This window comes from Virgibacillus dokdonensis, from assembly GCF_900166595.1.
GTDB lineage: Bacteria > Bacillota > Bacilli > Bacillales > Amphibacillaceae > Virgibacillus > Virgibacillus dokdonensis.
This window is the reverse complement of record NZ_LT745763.1, coordinates 3,080,482-3,096,723: the sequence shown is the minus strand read 5'-3', so window position 1 is coordinate 3,096,723 and position 16,242 is coordinate 3,080,482. Positions and strand designations below refer to the sequence as shown.

The 16,242-nt window shown below is 36.3% G+C and carries 18 protein-coding genes; all 18 read left to right on the top strand.

Annotated elements, in window-relative coordinates; genetic code table 11:
• Nucleotides 1–32: 32 nt before the first annotated feature.
• Nucleotides 33–500 carry a GNAT family N-acetyltransferase gene (locus B2C77_RS16080; protein ID WP_077705941.1) on the top strand — a complete coding sequence of 156 codons (468 nt, stop codon included), beginning with the start codon at nucleotides 33–35 and terminating at the stop codon, nucleotides 498–500.
• A gap of 298 nt (nucleotides 501–798) precedes the next feature.
• Nucleotides 799–2,853, top strand: a complete 2,055-nt coding sequence (locus tag B2C77_RS16075; protein WP_077705938.1) for a BglG family transcription antiterminator — start codon at nucleotides 799–801, stop codon at nucleotides 2,851–2,853.
• Nucleotides 2,816–3,292, top strand: coding sequence for a PTS sugar transporter subunit IIA (locus B2C77_RS16070; RefSeq protein WP_077705936.1), 477 nt, complete (start codon nucleotides 2,816–2,818; stop codon nucleotides 3,290–3,292). Before B2C77_RS16075 ends, B2C77_RS16070 begins: the two co-directional genes overlap by 38 nt.
• Nucleotides 3,289–3,564, top strand: coding sequence for a PTS sugar transporter subunit IIB (locus tag B2C77_RS16065; protein WP_077705933.1), 276 nt, complete (start codon nucleotides 3,289–3,291; stop codon nucleotides 3,562–3,564). Before B2C77_RS16070 ends, B2C77_RS16065 begins: the two co-directional genes overlap by 4 nt.
• Before the next feature lie 79 nt (nucleotides 3,565–3,643).
• The gene (locus B2C77_RS16060; RefSeq protein WP_077705930.1) at nucleotides 3,644–4,990 is read left to right on the top strand and encodes a PTS galactitol transporter subunit IIC; all 1,347 of its coding nucleotides are present in this window, start codon (nucleotides 3,644–3,646) and stop codon (nucleotides 4,988–4,990) included.
• 104 nt (nucleotides 4,991–5,094) lie between these two features.
• Complete coding sequence (locus B2C77_RS16055) at nucleotides 5,095–5,742, top strand: class II aldolase/adducin family protein (RefSeq protein WP_077705928.1); 648 nt, start codon at nucleotides 5,095–5,097, stop codon at nucleotides 5,740–5,742.
• 230 nt (nucleotides 5,743–5,972) lie between these two features.
• Nucleotides 5,973–6,635, top strand: a complete 663-nt coding sequence (locus tag B2C77_RS16050) for an L-fuculose-phosphate aldolase (RefSeq protein ID WP_077705925.1) — start codon at nucleotides 5,973–5,975, stop codon at nucleotides 6,633–6,635.
• A 458-nt stretch (nucleotides 6,636–7,093) separates the two neighbouring features.
• Nucleotides 7,094–8,089 (top strand): NAD(P)/FAD-dependent oxidoreductase, encoded by a 996-nt coding sequence (locus B2C77_RS16045; RefSeq protein ID WP_077706947.1) that lies wholly within the window; start codon nucleotides 7,094–7,096, stop codon nucleotides 8,087–8,089.
• Between the two features lie 16 nt (nucleotides 8,090–8,105).
• Nucleotides 8,106–8,375, top strand: a complete 270-nt coding sequence (locus B2C77_RS16040) for a ferredoxin family protein (protein ID WP_077705922.1) — start codon at nucleotides 8,106–8,108, stop codon at nucleotides 8,373–8,375.
• A 456-nt stretch (nucleotides 8,376–8,831) separates the two neighbouring features.
• Nucleotides 8,832–10,154, top strand: coding sequence for a phenylacetate--CoA ligase family protein (locus tag B2C77_RS16035; protein WP_077705919.1), 1,323 nt, complete (start codon nucleotides 8,832–8,834; stop codon nucleotides 10,152–10,154).
• A gap of 14 nt (nucleotides 10,155–10,168) precedes the next feature.
• Nucleotides 10,169–11,149, top strand: coding sequence for a 1,2-phenylacetyl-CoA epoxidase subunit PaaA (gene paaA, locus B2C77_RS16030; RefSeq protein WP_077705916.1), 981 nt, complete (start codon nucleotides 10,169–10,171; stop codon nucleotides 11,147–11,149).
• 17 nt (nucleotides 11,150–11,166) lie between these two features.
• Nucleotides 11,167–11,484 carry a 1,2-phenylacetyl-CoA epoxidase subunit PaaB gene (gene paaB / locus B2C77_RS16025; protein WP_077705913.1) on the top strand — a complete coding sequence of 106 codons (318 nt, stop codon included), beginning with the start codon at nucleotides 11,167–11,169 and terminating at the stop codon, nucleotides 11,482–11,484.
• Nucleotides 11,485–11,489: 5 nt separating this feature from the next.
• Entirely contained in the window at nucleotides 11,490–12,281 is a 792-nt protein-coding gene (gene paaC, locus B2C77_RS16020) for a 1,2-phenylacetyl-CoA epoxidase subunit PaaC (protein ID WP_237342778.1), read from the top strand.
• Nucleotides 12,282–12,305: 24 nt separating this feature from the next.
• Entirely contained in the window at nucleotides 12,306–12,845 is a 540-nt protein-coding gene (gene paaD, locus B2C77_RS16015) for a 1,2-phenylacetyl-CoA epoxidase subunit PaaD (protein WP_077705910.1), read from the top strand.
• Entirely contained in the window at nucleotides 12,833–13,135 is a 303-nt protein-coding gene (locus B2C77_RS16010) for an EthD family reductase (RefSeq protein WP_077705907.1), read from the top strand. The genes paaD and B2C77_RS16010 overlap by 13 nt, the downstream gene beginning before the upstream one ends.
• Complete coding sequence (locus tag B2C77_RS16005) at nucleotides 13,128–13,904, top strand: enoyl-CoA hydratase/isomerase family protein (RefSeq protein ID WP_077705904.1); 777 nt, start codon at nucleotides 13,128–13,130, stop codon at nucleotides 13,902–13,904. Before B2C77_RS16010 ends, B2C77_RS16005 begins: the two co-directional genes overlap by 8 nt.
• A gap of 11 nt (nucleotides 13,905–13,915) precedes the next feature.
• Nucleotides 13,916–14,689 (top strand): enoyl-CoA hydratase/isomerase family protein, encoded by a 774-nt coding sequence (locus B2C77_RS16000; protein ID WP_077705901.1) that lies wholly within the window; start codon nucleotides 13,916–13,918, stop codon nucleotides 14,687–14,689.
• A gap of 16 nt (nucleotides 14,690–14,705) precedes the next feature.
• Entirely contained in the window at nucleotides 14,706–16,223 is a 1,518-nt protein-coding gene (locus B2C77_RS15995) for an aldehyde dehydrogenase family protein (RefSeq protein ID WP_077705898.1), read from the top strand.
• Nucleotides 16,224–16,242 lie beyond the last annotated feature (19 nt).

Genomic DNA, 16,242 nt, shown 5'->3' with positions numbered 1-16,242 from the left:
TTTAGCTCCTTTTGTTGTTATTGGAGGGAATCATGAAAATTGAAACGAAACGACTTTTATTAGTTCCTTGTACAGAGGAAAACGTAAACATGGTTTTAGAACGAGAACAAAGTGTTGGTAACCATATCTATCAACACATAGAAAAGTTGCAAGAAGATCAAAGTCAATTGGGCTGGGGACCGTGGTTGATTTGTAATAAAGAGAATACACTTTTAATTGGTAATGCTGGATTTAAAGGAAAACCGGGTATAGAACGATCGGTAGAAATTGGGTATGGAATCATGGATGATGCTCGTAATCAAGGATATGCGACAGAAACTGTTGGAGCGCTTATAGATTGGGCCTTTGCTTTCGCTTCTGTAGAGCAAATTCATGCAGAATGCTTGGTTACAAATTTGCCATCCATAAGCGTGCTGGAAAAAGTAGGGATGCGCAAAACAAAAGAAGTAGATGATAGGATAAAATGGATATTGAAGAGAAACAGCGTTAACGAGGCTTAGTAAGATTGCCTTGTTGACGCTGTTTTAATTTCCCTATAGGAAAGTATAAAAGTGTAAAGGTTCATAGTATAAGAAAAACTACGCCTTTCGCCATAAGGCTTGGCGATAAGCCAAGTTTTTCTAAGAATATATTTAGACTGTTTTTGTATTTCAGTGACTATATGAATGGAAATATAACGAAAAGAAAACGAGGTTCATCACAAAAGAAGCGAAAGCGCTTTAATTGTTTTGTGATAGATTGTCGAAAATAGACTTATTTCTTATGGTACGCTTTTGTTAGAGGAAAGGAGGTGAAAGGATGGAAGGCGTTAAAAGAAGATTTATTAAATACCTAATACTGAAAGAAAGTGTGGGATGCAATGAATTAATAACCGAGTTCCAATTTACGAAGCATGAAGTTATGAACATAATGAAAGATATGAATCAATCTTTCAAAAAAGATGTCATTATTTCAAGTGATGAAGTAGTCTATATGTCTGAAGTTGGTAAGATGATCTGCTATAAGAAATTTTTTCTAGATAGAGAAAAATTATTTAGTCAACATGAATTTGAAATTCGCTACCATTTGATTCTTATTGCATTAGCAGTGGATAAAAAATATTTATCCTTACTGGAATTAGCAGACATATGCTTAGTGAGTAAAAATACGATATTAAATGATATGAAACCACTGAAAGAAAATTTACGTTTAAAAGGAATTGAAGTGGACTATTCTCGCAAGTTAGGTTATTTTATGAAAGGTTCAGAGTTTACAATAAGAAATGTATTAGTAACAGCAGTGAAAAACGTGCTTCGGTCCTCGGCAGGGCGAATACTGTTGGAAGAAAAGAATTTTGTAGATAGTTCAGAAATATTTCGGTTGCAAAAAAGACTGGAGCGAGTAGAGAGTAGAATCGGTATAACATTAACCGATGAACAATTAGATGAACTTCCATATATTATTCACTTTGTTTTAAAAAGGGCGAGCAAATTCAATCGTAATTGGTCCTTTAAAATAGAAAGCTATGATATTAAAAACACTGTAGAGTTTCCTGAAATACAGCAGATGTTTTGGGATTATAATGATTTAACACAAAGCGATTTGCTTTACTTATCCTTACAAATATTAGCATCCAATATGGTAGAGTCAGCGCTATTTATTACAGATGGGGACGAGGTATCTCAAGCAACGGATCATTTTATTGACAATATTGAAGTGAATTTGGCTATTAATATGTATCGTAGAAAAGAATTAAAGCATAAAGTACTTCTTCATATGAGACCTGCTATTTACCGAAGTTTGCTTGGTTTTCAAATTAATAACCCACTAACAAAAGAATTTTTAGCTCAATATCAAGAAATCTATCGTATAGTAAAAAAATCTGTTAAACCTTTTGAAGATATTATTCATAGGGAGATGTCTACAGAAGAAATTGTTTACCTATGCATGATTGTCTTAAGTTGGATCTATGAAACAGAAGAGACAGAAACCATTTTTAAAGCTGTAGTGCTATGTCCAAGCGGAACATCCATATCTAAACTATTATTAGTGACATTACAATCCATGTTTCCAGGAATAGACTTTATTGGTGCTTATGCAGTTAGACAGTTTAAAAAAGGTGGATACGAGGTTGATTTCATTTTTACAACGATTCCAATTAATGATCATCGAACCACTTTTATTGTTCCACCAATTTTAGATAGCCAAAGTAGGATGGAATTAAGAAGTAAGGTGCGAAATGAGATGAAAAGTGATAGTAATAGATTCGTGCATTCACTGGTAAAGTTAATTCAACCTTACGTTCCAACACAATATTTGGATGTTGTTTCTAAGAAAATTGGTTCCGTCTTAGTAAATCAAACAACTTGTGATTATTTGAACAATTCATTGGAGCACTTTAAATTTTCTATCGACCATATAAGCATTATGAAAGAGGATGTGAATTGGGAGGAAATTGTTGATCGTTCCATGTTACCTCTTTTAAGAAGAAATAGTATTACAGAAAAATATATCAATAAAACTAAAACGATTTTCTACCATAATTATGAGCAGATGTTAATTGCTGCGAATGTTTATTTGCCTCATGCAGCAACAGAATATGGGGTGAAAAAAAAGGACTTCCAAATTAATATTCTAAAAAAACCAGTATTTACCCCTACTGGTGAAGAAGTAAAGATAGTTGTAGCGTTAGCTCCTTCTGTTGATAATGATCACGTACCAACTTTAATTCGATTAAACAATTTATTTATGGATAAAAACGTCATGTGTGAAATGATGAAGGAAGATAATATATTTACCATCCAGAGTATTCTTAACAATCTAGGAGGAGCAGAAGATGGGTTTCGAAACTTTATTTCAGAAAGAACTAATTAAACTAAATACTGAATTTCATTCGTCGGATGATATGTTTGTAGCGCTTAGTCATGATTTAATAAAAAACGGTTATGTAGAGGATACTTTTAATCAAGCAATCATCGAAAGAGAAAAAGAATTTCCAACAGGATTGTCTACAGGAAAAGCATTGTTAGCTATACCACATACGGATACAAAGCATATTACAAAGCCATTTATATATGTTGTAAAGGCTAACAAGCCAATGAAATTTTTGCAAATGGCAACTACGGACACGTGGCTTGAAGTAAATATCATATTTATGCTTGGTATAAAGGACCCAGCAAAACAAGTCGGTCTACTTTCAGTGATTATTGATAAGTTCAAGGATGAGCAATTTGTTCATACATTTCAATCTATTTCAAATGAGAAAGAGATGCTTGCATTTTTAAAAAACAATTTTAGGAGAGATGAAAAATGAAAAAAGTAATTGTAGCTTGTGGTTCAGGGGTAGCGACTAGTCAGACGGTAGCATCAAAAGTAAAGTCAATTTTGGAAGAAAAAGGTGTTCGAGCAAGTGTAGAAGCAGTTGATATTAAGTCGTTAGATCAGTATATAAAGACCAGCGATGTGTATATTTCAATTACAAAAAATACAGAAGAATATGATATTCCAACTCTAAATGGAATAGCCTTTTTAACCGGTATGGGAATGGAAGAAGAAACACAAAAATTGCTAGATGCATTAAAGTAAATAGCGTTTTAATTTATCGAAGAGACGAAATAGTCTGGTCGAATTATAGTAACTTTTATCTATACGAGGAGGTTAAATGGTGGAACTGCTAAACACAATATTTTCATATATTTTAGATTTAGGTGCTTCTGTATTTGTTCCGGCAGTTATGTTATTAATTGGTATTTTTGTAAAAATGAAATTTAAAAATGCTTTAAGTGCAGCCATTACTTTAGGTGTAGCTTTTTTAGGAATGAATCTTGTGATTGGCTTCATGCTTGATGCTTTAACACCAGCTGCGCAAGCTTTAGCAGAGAGAACAGGCATTGAATTAACTGCTGTTGATGGGGGATGGACGACCGCCGCTTCATTGTCTTGGGCTTGGCCATATGCATTTCTTCTATTTCCTATTCAGCTTGTTATTAATGGAGTGATGCTACTGATAAATAAGACAAAAACGTTGAATGTTGACTTATGGAACGTATGGGGGAAGATTTTTACAGCTGTGCTTATATACGGTGTAACAGGAAGTATGTATGTCGCTCTTATTGGTTCAGCTATAGTAATCATTTTTGAATTGGTATTTGCTGATTTGAACCAAAAACAAATTGAGACATTGACTAATATTCCGGGAGTTACAAGTTCTCATAACTTTTTTTTAATCGGTACATTACTAATGCCAATTGATTGGATGTTACGGAAATTTAAAGTGTTTAATAAAGAGATGGATGCCAATGCTTTAAGAGACAAAATTGGTATTTTTGCGGAAAATCATGTAATGGGTTTTATTATTGGGTTGCTTTTAGGATTGGCTGCTGGTTATTCCATCGCTGACTCACTCATTTTGTCTATGCAAGCAGCTGCTGCGCTAACATTATTCCCGATGGTAGCTAAACTATTTATGCAAGCGTTATCTCCATTGTCAGAAGCAATTAATGATTATATGAAGAAACGCTTTAAAGGTAGAGAAATTTTTATTGGGCTTGATTGGCCAATACTAGCTGGATCTAGTGAGGCATGGGTAGTAATGACTATTTTAGTTCCAATTACGTTATTCTTTGCTCTTATATTACCAGCAAATGCAGTTCTACCTTTCGCGGGAATCTTAAACATTGGATTAGCGGTACCCGCATTAATTGTAACAGGTGGAAACTTATTACGGATGTTAGTAATCTGTACAATTACTACACCAATATTTCTGTATGCTGCTACCTATTTTGCTGATATTATGACAGATTTAGCCCATTCAACCAAAGCCGTTGAATTAGAAGCGGGTCAGCAAATTACTTGGAGTACAGTGGAGTACCCAGTATTTCGGTATATTTTAACGGAGCTTGGTAGTTTTAGCATAATTGGACTGGCTTTAGCTGCTGTATGGGTATTAGGTTTTATCCTGTATCGAAAAGAAATGTTGAAGAGAACAGAAGAATTAAAGGCACAAGGATAGAAAGTACTAAATTATATTTATATAGGATTCGACGTTTGATGTGAAGGCGGCAATGAAATGAGAGCAACAAGTAAAAATCACTCAATTATAAGGTGGCGATAAGATTGTTGTATCAAAGAGAAAGAGAACAGTTGGCTAAAATTGTGAGAAACATGTTCTCTCGCTATGAGACAAATACAGCTGGTGGCAATGTTAGCGTTAGGGTGAATAATCAACATATTATTATGACACCAACCCATATGTCTCAAGAATACCATTGTAATATTTCCCCATACCAAGTTTTAGTGGTAGATATGGATGAAAATATTGTCGAAGGTGACGGGAAAATTACAAGAGAAATTAATATGCATATGGCATGTTATAAACACAATCAACAGATTGGCTGTGTACTTCATGCACACGCACTTAAATCAATGGTGTTTGCGACAATGGGAATGGATATGCCTAATTTAACAGAATCAACGCAAAAGTTTGGCGATATACCATGTTTAGATTTTGCTCCTGCGACTTCAAAAGATTTAGCGGATACAGTTAAACATCATATGGAGAATAAAGCTTTAGATTCAATAACAAACGTTATGTTATTGAATAAGCATGGCGTGTTAATTACGGATACTAATTTAATAAAAGCTTATGATAATCTTGGACGTTTGGAATACAATGCATACATTGCTGAAAAAGCGTTATTATTTGATAAGTTAGGTATTTGTACGATTAAAAATAAATCTTTGAACTATAACTTAGATGAATAAGCAAGAGCTTTTGCTAAACATATGCATTTTTCTTTCGGCGTTATGTTTAATTATTTCCGTGTTTACGAAATGGATAGTTCCTACTATCTTAGCTGTGATTTTAGCAATGATAGCTCAATATTTACACAGAAGAAGATACCCTAAAAAAGCAAGCTCATTTAAAGGGTTACTTCAACAAAGGTATGAAAAAGAATAACTAGGTAAAATAACATATATGTGGAGGGTTACTAATGAAATATTTAAAAGAAGAACGAAAACAAATTGTTGCATATGGAAAGAAATTGATTGATGCTGGCTTAACGGTTGGAACTGGTGGGAATATTAGTATCTTTGATAAAGAAGCTGGGCTAATGGGGATTACACCAAGTGGAATCGATTATCATCAATTGAGGGAGCAAGATATTATTATTATGGATTTGTATGGTAATGTGGTGGAAGGTGAGTTAAAGCCTTCGAGTGAATTTCAAATGCATTCCATTGTTTATAAAAATAGATGCGATGTAACTGCAATGGTTCATACACATGCTCTGTATTCCACAACAATATCTTGCTTAAATGTTGATTTACCAGCTATCGATTACCTTGTTGCACACAGTGGAGGAAAAAATATTCGTTGTGCTGCATACGCAACATATGGCACAAGGGAATTGGCTGAAAATGCACTTGAAGCTATGAAAGATAGAAAAGCAGTTTTATTAGCAAATCATGGTATTAATGTAGTTGGCAGTTCTCTTGCAGAAGCTTATGCTATTACAGAGCAACTGGAATTTTGTGCAAGGTTGTACTGGCAGTCCAAAGCAATTGGTGATCCCATCATATTAGCCGACGAGGAAATGACGATGATGGTAGAAAGATTTAAAGATTATGGCCAACCTAAAGATACGCTAAAGTGAATTTTACAACGGTCTTAAAGCACTTTATATTTGGGATAAAATAAACCTCCTCCCTTACTTCTTAACTCAGTGTAACAAAGGTAAACTAGAATAAGCATTTTAAATAAAACTCCTTCGTTTTTAAAGGGGTTTTATTTGTGTTCCCTTTGATACTTATAAAATATTTAAATAATTAAATTAAATAAAATATTGACAAAATTTAATCTTTGATGATACCATCTATATAACGTTATTTTATATGCCGTTTATAAAACGTTATATAAAATATTGTTCTAATAGTTGCTCTAAAGATATATCATGAAATAAATCGTCTATTTAAATGCTTGATAGATGAGAAGAAATATTTACCTTTCATACGCTATAGAAAACCATCATGGATGTAGGGCGAAATAATAGCTTCTAGATAAAATAGGAAGAGAGCTTTTATAAGTGGAGGTGAAAAAGTGAAAGAAGAATGTATGTATGATGTAACGATTATAGGTGGTGGGCCAATAGGTTTATTTGCTGCTTTTTATGGGGGGTTACGACAGATGAAAGTGAAAATCATCGAAAGTTTACCTCATTTAGGTGGGCAATTGTCTGCATTATATCCTGAAAAGTACATTCATGATGTTGCGGCATATCCGAAAGTGAAGGCACAAGAATTAATTGATCAGCTAACGGAACAAGCAATGCAATTTAATCCCCATGTTGTATTACAGCAAACGGTAGAAAATGTAGTGAAGGTTAATAATCAATATTTTCAACTTGCTACAGACAAAGAAGTGCATTATTCAAAAACAATTCTTATTACTGCTGGTATAGGAGCCTTTGAACCTCGACGAATAAAATTAGCAAATGCACATACATACGAAGGAAAGAACTTACACTATTTTGTTCAAGATGTAAATCGTTATAAGGATAAAAACGTTTGTATATTAGGTGGTGGAGATTCAGCGGTAGATTGGGCAATGATGATTGAGCCAACGGCGAAAAATGTGAAAGTTATTCACCGAAGAGAGCAATTCAGGGCCCACGAACATACTGTTTCTAAACTGTTTGACTCTAAGGTTGACGTATTTACTCCCTTTCAATTACATGAAATTGTAGGCGACGGAAAAATAGAAGAAATTACTATCCAAAACGTAAAAGACTCAGAAATGATGAAAATTCCGTTAGACGAATTAATCGCTAGTTACGGCTTTATATCTTCTTTAGGTCCGATTAAAAATTGGGGGCTAGAATTTGTGAAAAATGCTATTCAAGTAGATTCAGCTATGAATACGAATATCCAAGGTATTTATGCTGCTGGCGATGTTGTTACCTTTTACGGAAAAGTGAAGTTAATTGCTTCAGGATTTGGTGATGCAGTTACTGCAATTAGTAGTGCTAAAACGTATATAGACCCTAAATCTAGGCATCAACCCCAACATAGCACAACTTTATTTGAAAAGTGGGAAAAAATGAAAAGTTAAGATTGGAGAGAGGAACATGGCGTTTGTTATTACATCTCCTTGCTCTTTTGAAAAGTCTGCTGAGTGTGTAGAAGTTTGTCCTGTAGATGCGATTCATTCAGGAAATGAAATGTACTACATAGATCCTGACATATGCATAGACTGTGCAGCATGTGAGCCAGTTTGCCCAGTTCAAGCTATATATGCAGAAGAAGACGTCCCTGAAAAAGAGAAGGAATACATGAACAAAGGCTCGGGGCGCCCGTTTAGCAACGTAGCCAATGGAACGAAGCAACTGAAGTTTTAGGAACCATGGGGAGGTTACGAACCAATGATGACTTATCGTAGGGGAATTTCGTGAAGTCACTTAGTTGATGGGCGCTGGAGCCGGGCGTGGCTTATTTAGTTATTTCCTTATCCCAAAGCATCCAATTTTTATACTTTCTTATCTCTTGAGACAAACAGAGTTTTTTTGGCGCTGTAGGAAGGAGCACATTTTTATGGATTGTCGTATAAACAAAATGAAGGCGCCTATCGCCATATTGATCTGTCGATAGCGAAGTTATTTTAATAGTATATGTAAAATGAAAACGTTTTTTTCATAGGAAATTCGTAAAAAGTCATGTTTTTCAACTATAAATAAAGTGCGGCGAAAAATGATAAAAACTTATGTAGCTACGGATTTTTTAGCGGAAAGTCCGTTTCCTAATGTAAATTTCATCTAGAGTATTTGCATAAATACAATGAATAGGTAGGTGAAATCATGTTTTATAACCAAAGAATGGAAACGCTTCCTAGAGAAAGTATGGAAAAACTTCAATTATCAAGACTTAAAAAAACAGTGCAAACCGTTTACGATAAAACCCCTTATTATCATAAAAAATTTGCAGCATTAAATCTAACCCCAAACGACATTCAATCCTTAGAAGATATTCAGAAATTACCATTTACGCAAAAGAAAGATCTGCGAGATAATTATCCATTCCAATTATTTGCATTACCAATAAGTGGAATTGAAAGAATCCATGCTTCTAGCGGTACAAGCGGGAAACCGACTGTTGTAGGATACACTAGAAACGATTTGGAAGTATGGGCGGAAATTGTTGCTAGAGCAATTGTTGCTTGTGGAGGAAATAAGCATCGTATTCTACAAAATGCATTTGGTTATGGTTTGTTTACTGGTGGGCTTGGTTTACATTATGGATCAGAAAAACTAGGAATGGCCACCGTTCCCGTTTCAGGAGGAAATACAGAAAGGCAAGTGTTATTAATAGAAGATTTTAAGCCTAGTGTCATTGTTGGTACTCCTTCCTATATTTTAAATATTGCTGACAAAATGGAACAATTAGGAAAAGACCCCCTAAAAACCAGCTTGCAATATGGAATATTTGGTGCTGAACCTTGGTCAGAGAAAATGCGCAAAGAGTTAGAAGAAAGATTGGGAATTAAAGCCATGGACATTTATGGATTAAGTGAAGTGATGGGGCCTGGAATTTCCTGTGAATGTTTACAAGCACAATCTGGTCTGCATGTCGCTGATGATCATTTTTATGTGGAGGTCATTCATCCAGATACGTTGGACCCCGTACGAGAAGGAGAAGAAGGGGAGCTTGTTTTTACTAGTTTAACCAAAGAAGCTTTTCCGATTATTCGTTATCGTACTGGTGATATAGCTTCCATTACGAAAGAACCTTGTATATGCGGCAGAACAACAACGAGAATGTCACGTGTAAAAGGAAGAATTGATGATATGCTTATTGTTCGTGGCGTGAATGTTTACCCGACGGAGATAGAGAGCGCTCTATTAGAGATGCAGGAGCTAGAACCACATTATCAGCTTTATGTTGTGAATCAAGGCTCATTAGATAAAGTGTTGTTAAAAGTAGAGATCAATGAAACGATGTACCGACAATTAGATGGGAATTTAGAACACGAAAAAATAAAAGCGCTTTCTGATCAAGTTTTTCAACAATTAAAAAGTAAATGTCTCGTTAGTATAGATGTGAGCATTGAACATCCTGGTACGATCCCTCGGTCGATGGGGAAAGCGATTCGTGTTGTTAGAGACAGCGGAATAAAAATTTAAGGAGGTTGCAAAACATGGTTTTAACTCCTTTTCACCAATTAACAGCTGATGAAAAATATGATCATTTTATGGAAAGGATTGAAAAAGGTGAAAAAATAGAGGCGGAAGATTGGATGCCAGACGAATATAGAAAGGCATTGATACGTTTAATTTCGATGCATGGGATTAGTGAAATTATGGGGGCACTCCCTGAAAAAGAATGGGTACCTAAGGCGCCAACTTTACATCGAAAATTAGCTATTATGGCTAAAGTTCAGGATGAAATGGGGCATGGTCAGTTGCTGTTACGCGTCGTAGAAGATTTAATCCAACCATTGGGGAAAACAAGAGACCATATTATGGAGGATTTATTTACAAAGCGACTTAAATTTCATAATGTCTTTCATATGCCTGCACCATCATGGGGAGATGCAGCTATTATTGCTTGGTTAGTGGATGGAGCGGCTATTTTATCACAAACGATGATGTTAAATACTTCTTATGGACCATATGGAAGAGCATTGAAAAGAATTTGTCAGGAGGAATCCTTCCATGCGAAACATGGGGAAAGCTTAACACTAGCTTTGGCTAGTGGAACGGAAAAACAAAAAACCATGTTACAGGAAGCACTTCATCGTTGGTGGGAATCGTTATTAACCTTTTTTGGCCCGAAATCAAAGCAAGAAACAGGTCACACCAATGTTGATATTGGTATAAAGTATAAACTTCGAACAAAAACAAATGAGCAATTACGGCAAGAATTTTTAAGGAAATATGTACCAAAAATTCAATTACTTGGATTAAGCATTCCAGACGAACAGTTGCGTTTTGATGAAGATACACAAGAGTGGCGTTATACAGAGCCAGATTGGCAGAAATTTAAAAGAATAGTAGCTGGGAATGGACCAAAATCAGATGAAAGGCTAGCTTTACGCAGGAATTCTTATGTAAATAGTCAATGGGTTCGGGATGCGTTAAAACAATACAAAGAACAAGCAAGTGAACATGTTGGATGACGGAGAGGAGTGCGATCATGGCAAGTGAACAATTTTATGAAGCGTTTGAAGTTTTTAGCAGGAAAAGGGATGGCTTACCTTTAGAACACCGATTTAGCTTAACAGCACCCAACAAGGAAATGGCTTATATCATGGCGAAAGAAAATTTTTTTCGGCGTGAAGCCGTGAAAGAATTGTGGGTTGTAAGTCGAAAAGAAGTTAGGAAGATGACCCAAGAAGAAAGAGAAGCCTTTCAATTCATGGATAATAAAGCTTATCGGGAAACTCGTGGCTATGTAGATCTCCCTAAGAAATGGAAAGAATTTAATCATGATACAAAAGTGAAGGAGGGATAAAGAAGTTGCAACGAGAAGATATGGTTTTGTGTGAATTACTTTATCAATTAGCAGATGATAATTTCATTCTAGCCTATCGTGGCTCGGAATGGCTCGGAATGGCGCCTCATATTGAGGAGGATGTTGCTTTTTCATCCATCAATCAAGATATGATGGGGCATGCGGTCATGTATTATCAATTGTTAGAGGAATTAGGAGCGGGCGATGTTGATACGTTATCACATTGTAGAGAGCCAGAATCCTTTCGAAATGCTATTCTTTTAGAGCGGAAGAACGGATTAGGCCATTATTTAAAAAATCCCAATTATGATTGGGCCAATACGGTAGTTCGCCATTATTTGTTCAGTGTGTTGAAACAAATTCGCTTAGAATCTCTATATCATTCTAGTTATGAGCCTTTGAAACAAGTAGCAGAGAAAATCTCATCAGAGCATTACTACCATTCTATGCATTGGGAAACTTGGTTCACACAATTAATGGCGAGTACGAAAGAAGCCCGTCATCGTATGGAAAATGCTATCAACTCATGTTGGCAAGAGTTTGACGGAGTAATCTCTTTAGGTAGATACGGTAAAGAAATATGTGATTATCAGTTGATAGCGCAAGAAGACAAATTGCGAAATGAATGGTTAAGAAGAGTTTGTGATACATTTGGTGAAATGCAATTTTCACCCAAGACATCTCTTGGCATGGAAAGTGGAAATGGACGCAATGGAGAACATACGGAAGATTTAACGGAAGCTTTGGAAGTGTTGAGTGAAGTATACGGAGGTGATAAGCAAGCAGTTTCTTGGTAATAAAGATGAAGTGAGGGATACAGGATGACGAAAAACTTACTTCTAAAGAAAGAAGTACAGCAAGTATTACAGCAAGTAACTGATCCAGAAATGCCGTATATTAGTATCGTTGAATTAGGCATGTTGGAAAACATAGCAATGAAAAGGGACGGTTTTGTTCAAGTGGAGCTATTACCAACATTTAGTGGATGTCCAGCTTTAAATATGATTCAAGCAGATGTAAAAGAAAAAGTGAAAAAGCGCTTGTTAGATTGGAACGATGAATTAGAGGTTGAAGTTACATTTCGTTTTCATCCTCCGTGGACAACGGATCGCATTACGGAAACGGGGAAAGAAAAATTAAGACAAAATGGAGTTTCACCCCCACCTGCTTCTTTTACTGCGGGTGAACCTTGGAAGATTCCATGCCCTTATTGTCATTCCATGTATACAACGATGGATAATATATTTGGACCAACAGCATGCCGAAGTATTCTTTATTGTAATGCGTGTAAAAACCCATTTGAAGCAATGAAACCCATTGCTAATTTATTTGAAGGAGTGGAAAATAAATGGTTAAATTAATAGCATTGTATAAACGCCCTGAGGATAAGGTTAGTTTTGATGAACATTATCAGAATGTTCATACGCCCATCACTAAAAAAATTCCTGGATTACGTAAAATGGAAGTTACTAAAATTGTAGGTTCACCTAGTGGGGAAAGTAAGTACTATCTGTTATGTGAAATGTATTATGACGATCACGATGCATTAAAAGCGGCGATGAAAACGGATGAAGCAAAAGCATCTGGAAAAGATTTGATGTCATTCGCTGGGGATTTAGTGACGATGATGATTGGTGAGGAAGTTGAATAACTATCAATATATTAAAGTTTGGACGGACAACGAAATTGGAAACATTGAGTTGCACCGCCCAAAAGTTTTAAATGCTATTAATCAATCGATGGTAGCAGAAATTTTAACTGCATTATGTGAATTTGATTATTCAGAGCAAGTGAAAGTCATTGTTTTATTTGGCGCCGGTAAATCTTTTGCTGCTGGAGCAGATATTAAAGAAATGATGGGAGAAAATGCGGTTTCCATGGAGTTGAAAAATCAGTTTGCTGATTGGGATCGTATTGCATTAATAAAAAAACCAGTAATAGCTGCAGTGCACGGATTTGTCCTCGGTGGTGGATTTGAGCTTGCATTATGTGCTGATATGATATTTGCAGCAGCAAATAGTAAATTTGGATTTCCAGAAGTGAAACTTGGTGTTATGCCGAGTGCTGGAGGTTGTGTGAAATTAACGAAATTAATAGGGAAAAGAAAGGCATTAGAATTTCTATGGAGTGGAAATCATTTGGAAGCAGAAGAAGCGAAACATTGGGGAATGGTGAATCGGGTTGTACCAAATGAACTTCTTATGCAAGAGACGATACATTTTGCTGAAAAATTAAAGAAGCAACCGGCTTTGGCTTTACGGTTAATAAAAGATACGGTTAGAAGGGCAGAGAATGTAACTGAAAATGAAGCGATGCAATATGAACGAAAAAACTTTTCTTTGCTTTTTGCTTCTGAGGATCAACAAGAAGGGATGCAGGCATTTATGGAAAAGCGATCGCCTCATTTTCAGGGGAAATAGGAGTTGGGCAAATGTTTCAGACCATTCATTATGAAGAAAAGGATCAGGTCGCTTGGCTAACCTTGAATCGACCTGAGAAATTAAATGCATTTACAAGTACGATGAATCAAGAAATGATCGAAGTATTTCAAAGCGTGGGAAAGGATCATAAAATACGTGCCCTTGTTATTACTGGTGTCGGAAAAGCATTCTGTTCTGGAGAAGATATTAGCAGCCTACAACCTGAGATGCAACTAGGGGAAATTATTAAATCCCGCTACCAACCGATGATGAAAGAGCTTGCTCGAGTGGAAAAACCAATTATTGCTTCTATTAATGGAGCAACAGCAGGTGCTGGGTTAAGCTTGGCATTGGCGTGTGATTTTCGAATTGCTTCGGAACAAGCTTCATTTATGGAGGCGTTTATCCATATTGGGTTAATTCCAGACTCTGGAAATTTATATTATTTGCCTCGTATCGTCGGTTTAGCAAAAGCCCTTGAATTAGCTATTTTAGGTGAGAAGCTAACGGCAAAAGAAGCGAAGGAGGTTGGTCTAGTAACAAAAGTAGTCCCACCAGATCAGTTAGAGGCAGAAACGACTTCATTTGTTGATCGCTTGGCTCATATGCCTACAAAAGCAATTGGGTTAATCAAGCGTTACATGTACCAAAGCTTTGAAACGAACTTAAATAATATGCTAGATTATGAGGCGTTTGGACAAGAAATTGCTGGTAAGACAGAAGATTATGCAGAAGGGGTTCAGTCCTTTTTGGATAAACGATCCCCTAAATATAAAGGATATTAAAAAAGGAGCGTTGGAAATGGTAAAAACAACAGAACAGCCAATTTTTGCGAAAGAGCTAAAGCGTGAGACATACCAAATGGTTATTAATGGAAAATCAACACAGGCTAAGTCAGGTGAAATGGCGACGGTTTACAATCCTGCAACAGGTGAAGTCATTGCTGAAGTGCCAAAAGCAAATCTGGAAGATGTAGACTTAGCAGTAGAAGCAGCTCGAGAAGCTTTTGATAATGGTAAATGGAAGCGTTATCCAGTAGGAAAGCGCGCACGCGTATTAAACAACATTGCTTCGATTATGAGGGAGCGGTTTCATCAATTAGTTGAGATGGAAGTTATGAATAGTGGTAAAACCATCTCCGCAGCTCAAGGTCAAGTTATGCAGGCAATAGAAGATTTCGAGTTTTATGCTGGGGCAATTGTTGGACATTGTGGCACGGTAAATAATGTTCCGGGGCAGTTTTTTAATTATACGCAGAAAGAACCGATCGGTGTAGCAGCGCAAATTATACCTTGGAATTACCCAATGATGATGGCTGCTTGGAAAGTGGCACCTGCCATTGCAACAGGCTGTTCTATTGTATTAAAGCCCGCTAGTTTAACACCAATTACGGCAATTTTGTTAGCAGAAATTTGTGCAGAAGCGGGTGTACCTGAAGGGGTTGTTAATGTAGTAACAGGATCAGGTGCAACGATTGGCGCTTATTTAACGAAACATGAAGGCATTGACAAGGTTGCCTTTACAGGAGAAACAAATACAGGGAAGGATATTATGGCAAAAGCTTCGGAAACCTTAAAGCGGGTTACCTTAGAGTTGGGAGGAAAATCTCCCAACATCGTATTCCCAGATGCCGATTTAGAGGCGGCGGTTAACGGGTCTGTTTTCGGTATTTTTTACAACACTGGTCAATCGTGTGAAGCAAGATCGCGCTTATTTATCCATGAAGATATGTATGATGAATTTATGGAAAGTTTTCTCGATAAGACAAGGAAACTAGTTGTAGATGACCCGATGTCAGAAAAGTCTCACGTTGGTGCGATTATTAGTAAACAACAATTGGATAAGATCCATCGTTATGTAGAAGGAGCAAAGGAAGAGGGTGCAACCGTTGTAACAGGGGGACATCCCTTAAAAGTAGAAGGTTTTGCAGAAGGATATTGGTATGCACCAACCGTAATAACAAATGTAACAAATGATATGAAAATTGCGCAAGAGGAAGTTTTTGGTCCTGTCGTTGTTGTGATGACATTTACAGATGAAAAAGAAGTGATTCAGTTAGCTAATGATACAAAATACGGTCTGGCTGCGGCTATTTGGGCGAAAGATCAAGGTCTTATAAAGCGTGTGTCTGATCGTATTCAGGCTGGTGTGGTGATGGTGAACTGCCCGTTTTCTGCTTTTCCTGGCACTCCATTTGGTGGATATAAACAGTCTGGATTTGGTCGTGAACTAGGAATAGAGACGCTAGATTTATATACAGAAACTAAAAGTGTTTTATCTTATGCAGGAAGAAAACCGTTAAATCCATTAAATCTATAGAATAATATGTACTGTCTTG

Coding starts and splice junctions, on each gene's coding strand:
- B2C77_RS16080 (WP_077705941.1), top strand. CDS start 33: ATGAAAATTGAAACGAAACGACTTTTATTAGTTCCTTGTACAGAGGAA.
- paaA (WP_077705916.1), top strand. CDS start 10,169: ATGGTTTTAACTCCTTTTCACCAATTAACAGCTGATGAAAAATATGAT.
- B2C77_RS16040 (WP_077705922.1), top strand. CDS start 8,106: ATGGCGTTTGTTATTACATCTCCTTGCTCTTTTGAAAAGTCTGCTGAG.
- B2C77_RS15995 (WP_077705898.1), top strand. CDS start 14,706: ATGGTAAAAACAACAGAACAGCCAATTTTTGCGAAAGAGCTAAAGCGT.
- B2C77_RS16075 (WP_077705938.1), top strand. CDS start 799: ATGGAAGGCGTTAAAAGAAGATTTATTAAATACCTAATACTGAAAGAA.
- paaB (WP_077705913.1), top strand. CDS start 11,167: ATGGCAAGTGAACAATTTTATGAAGCGTTTGAAGTTTTTAGCAGGAAA.
- paaD (WP_077705910.1), top strand. CDS start 12,306: ATGACGAAAAACTTACTTCTAAAGAAAGAAGTACAGCAAGTATTACAG.
- B2C77_RS16000 (WP_077705901.1), top strand. CDS start 13,916: ATGTTTCAGACCATTCATTATGAAGAAAAGGATCAGGTCGCTTGGCTA.
- B2C77_RS16070 (WP_077705936.1), top strand. CDS start 2,816: ATGGGTTTCGAAACTTTATTTCAGAAAGAACTAATTAAACTAAATACT.
- B2C77_RS16010 (WP_077705907.1), top strand. CDS start 12,833: ATGGTTAAATTAATAGCATTGTATAAACGCCCTGAGGATAAGGTTAGT.
- B2C77_RS16050 (WP_077705925.1), top strand. CDS start 5,973: ATGAAATATTTAAAAGAAGAACGAAAACAAATTGTTGCATATGGAAAG.
- B2C77_RS16065 (WP_077705933.1), top strand. CDS start 3,289: ATGAAAAAAGTAATTGTAGCTTGTGGTTCAGGGGTAGCGACTAGTCAG.
- B2C77_RS16035 (WP_077705919.1), top strand. CDS start 8,832: ATGTTTTATAACCAAAGAATGGAAACGCTTCCTAGAGAAAGTATGGAA.
- B2C77_RS16045 (WP_077706947.1), top strand. CDS start 7,094: ATGTATGATGTAACGATTATAGGTGGTGGGCCAATAGGTTTATTTGCT.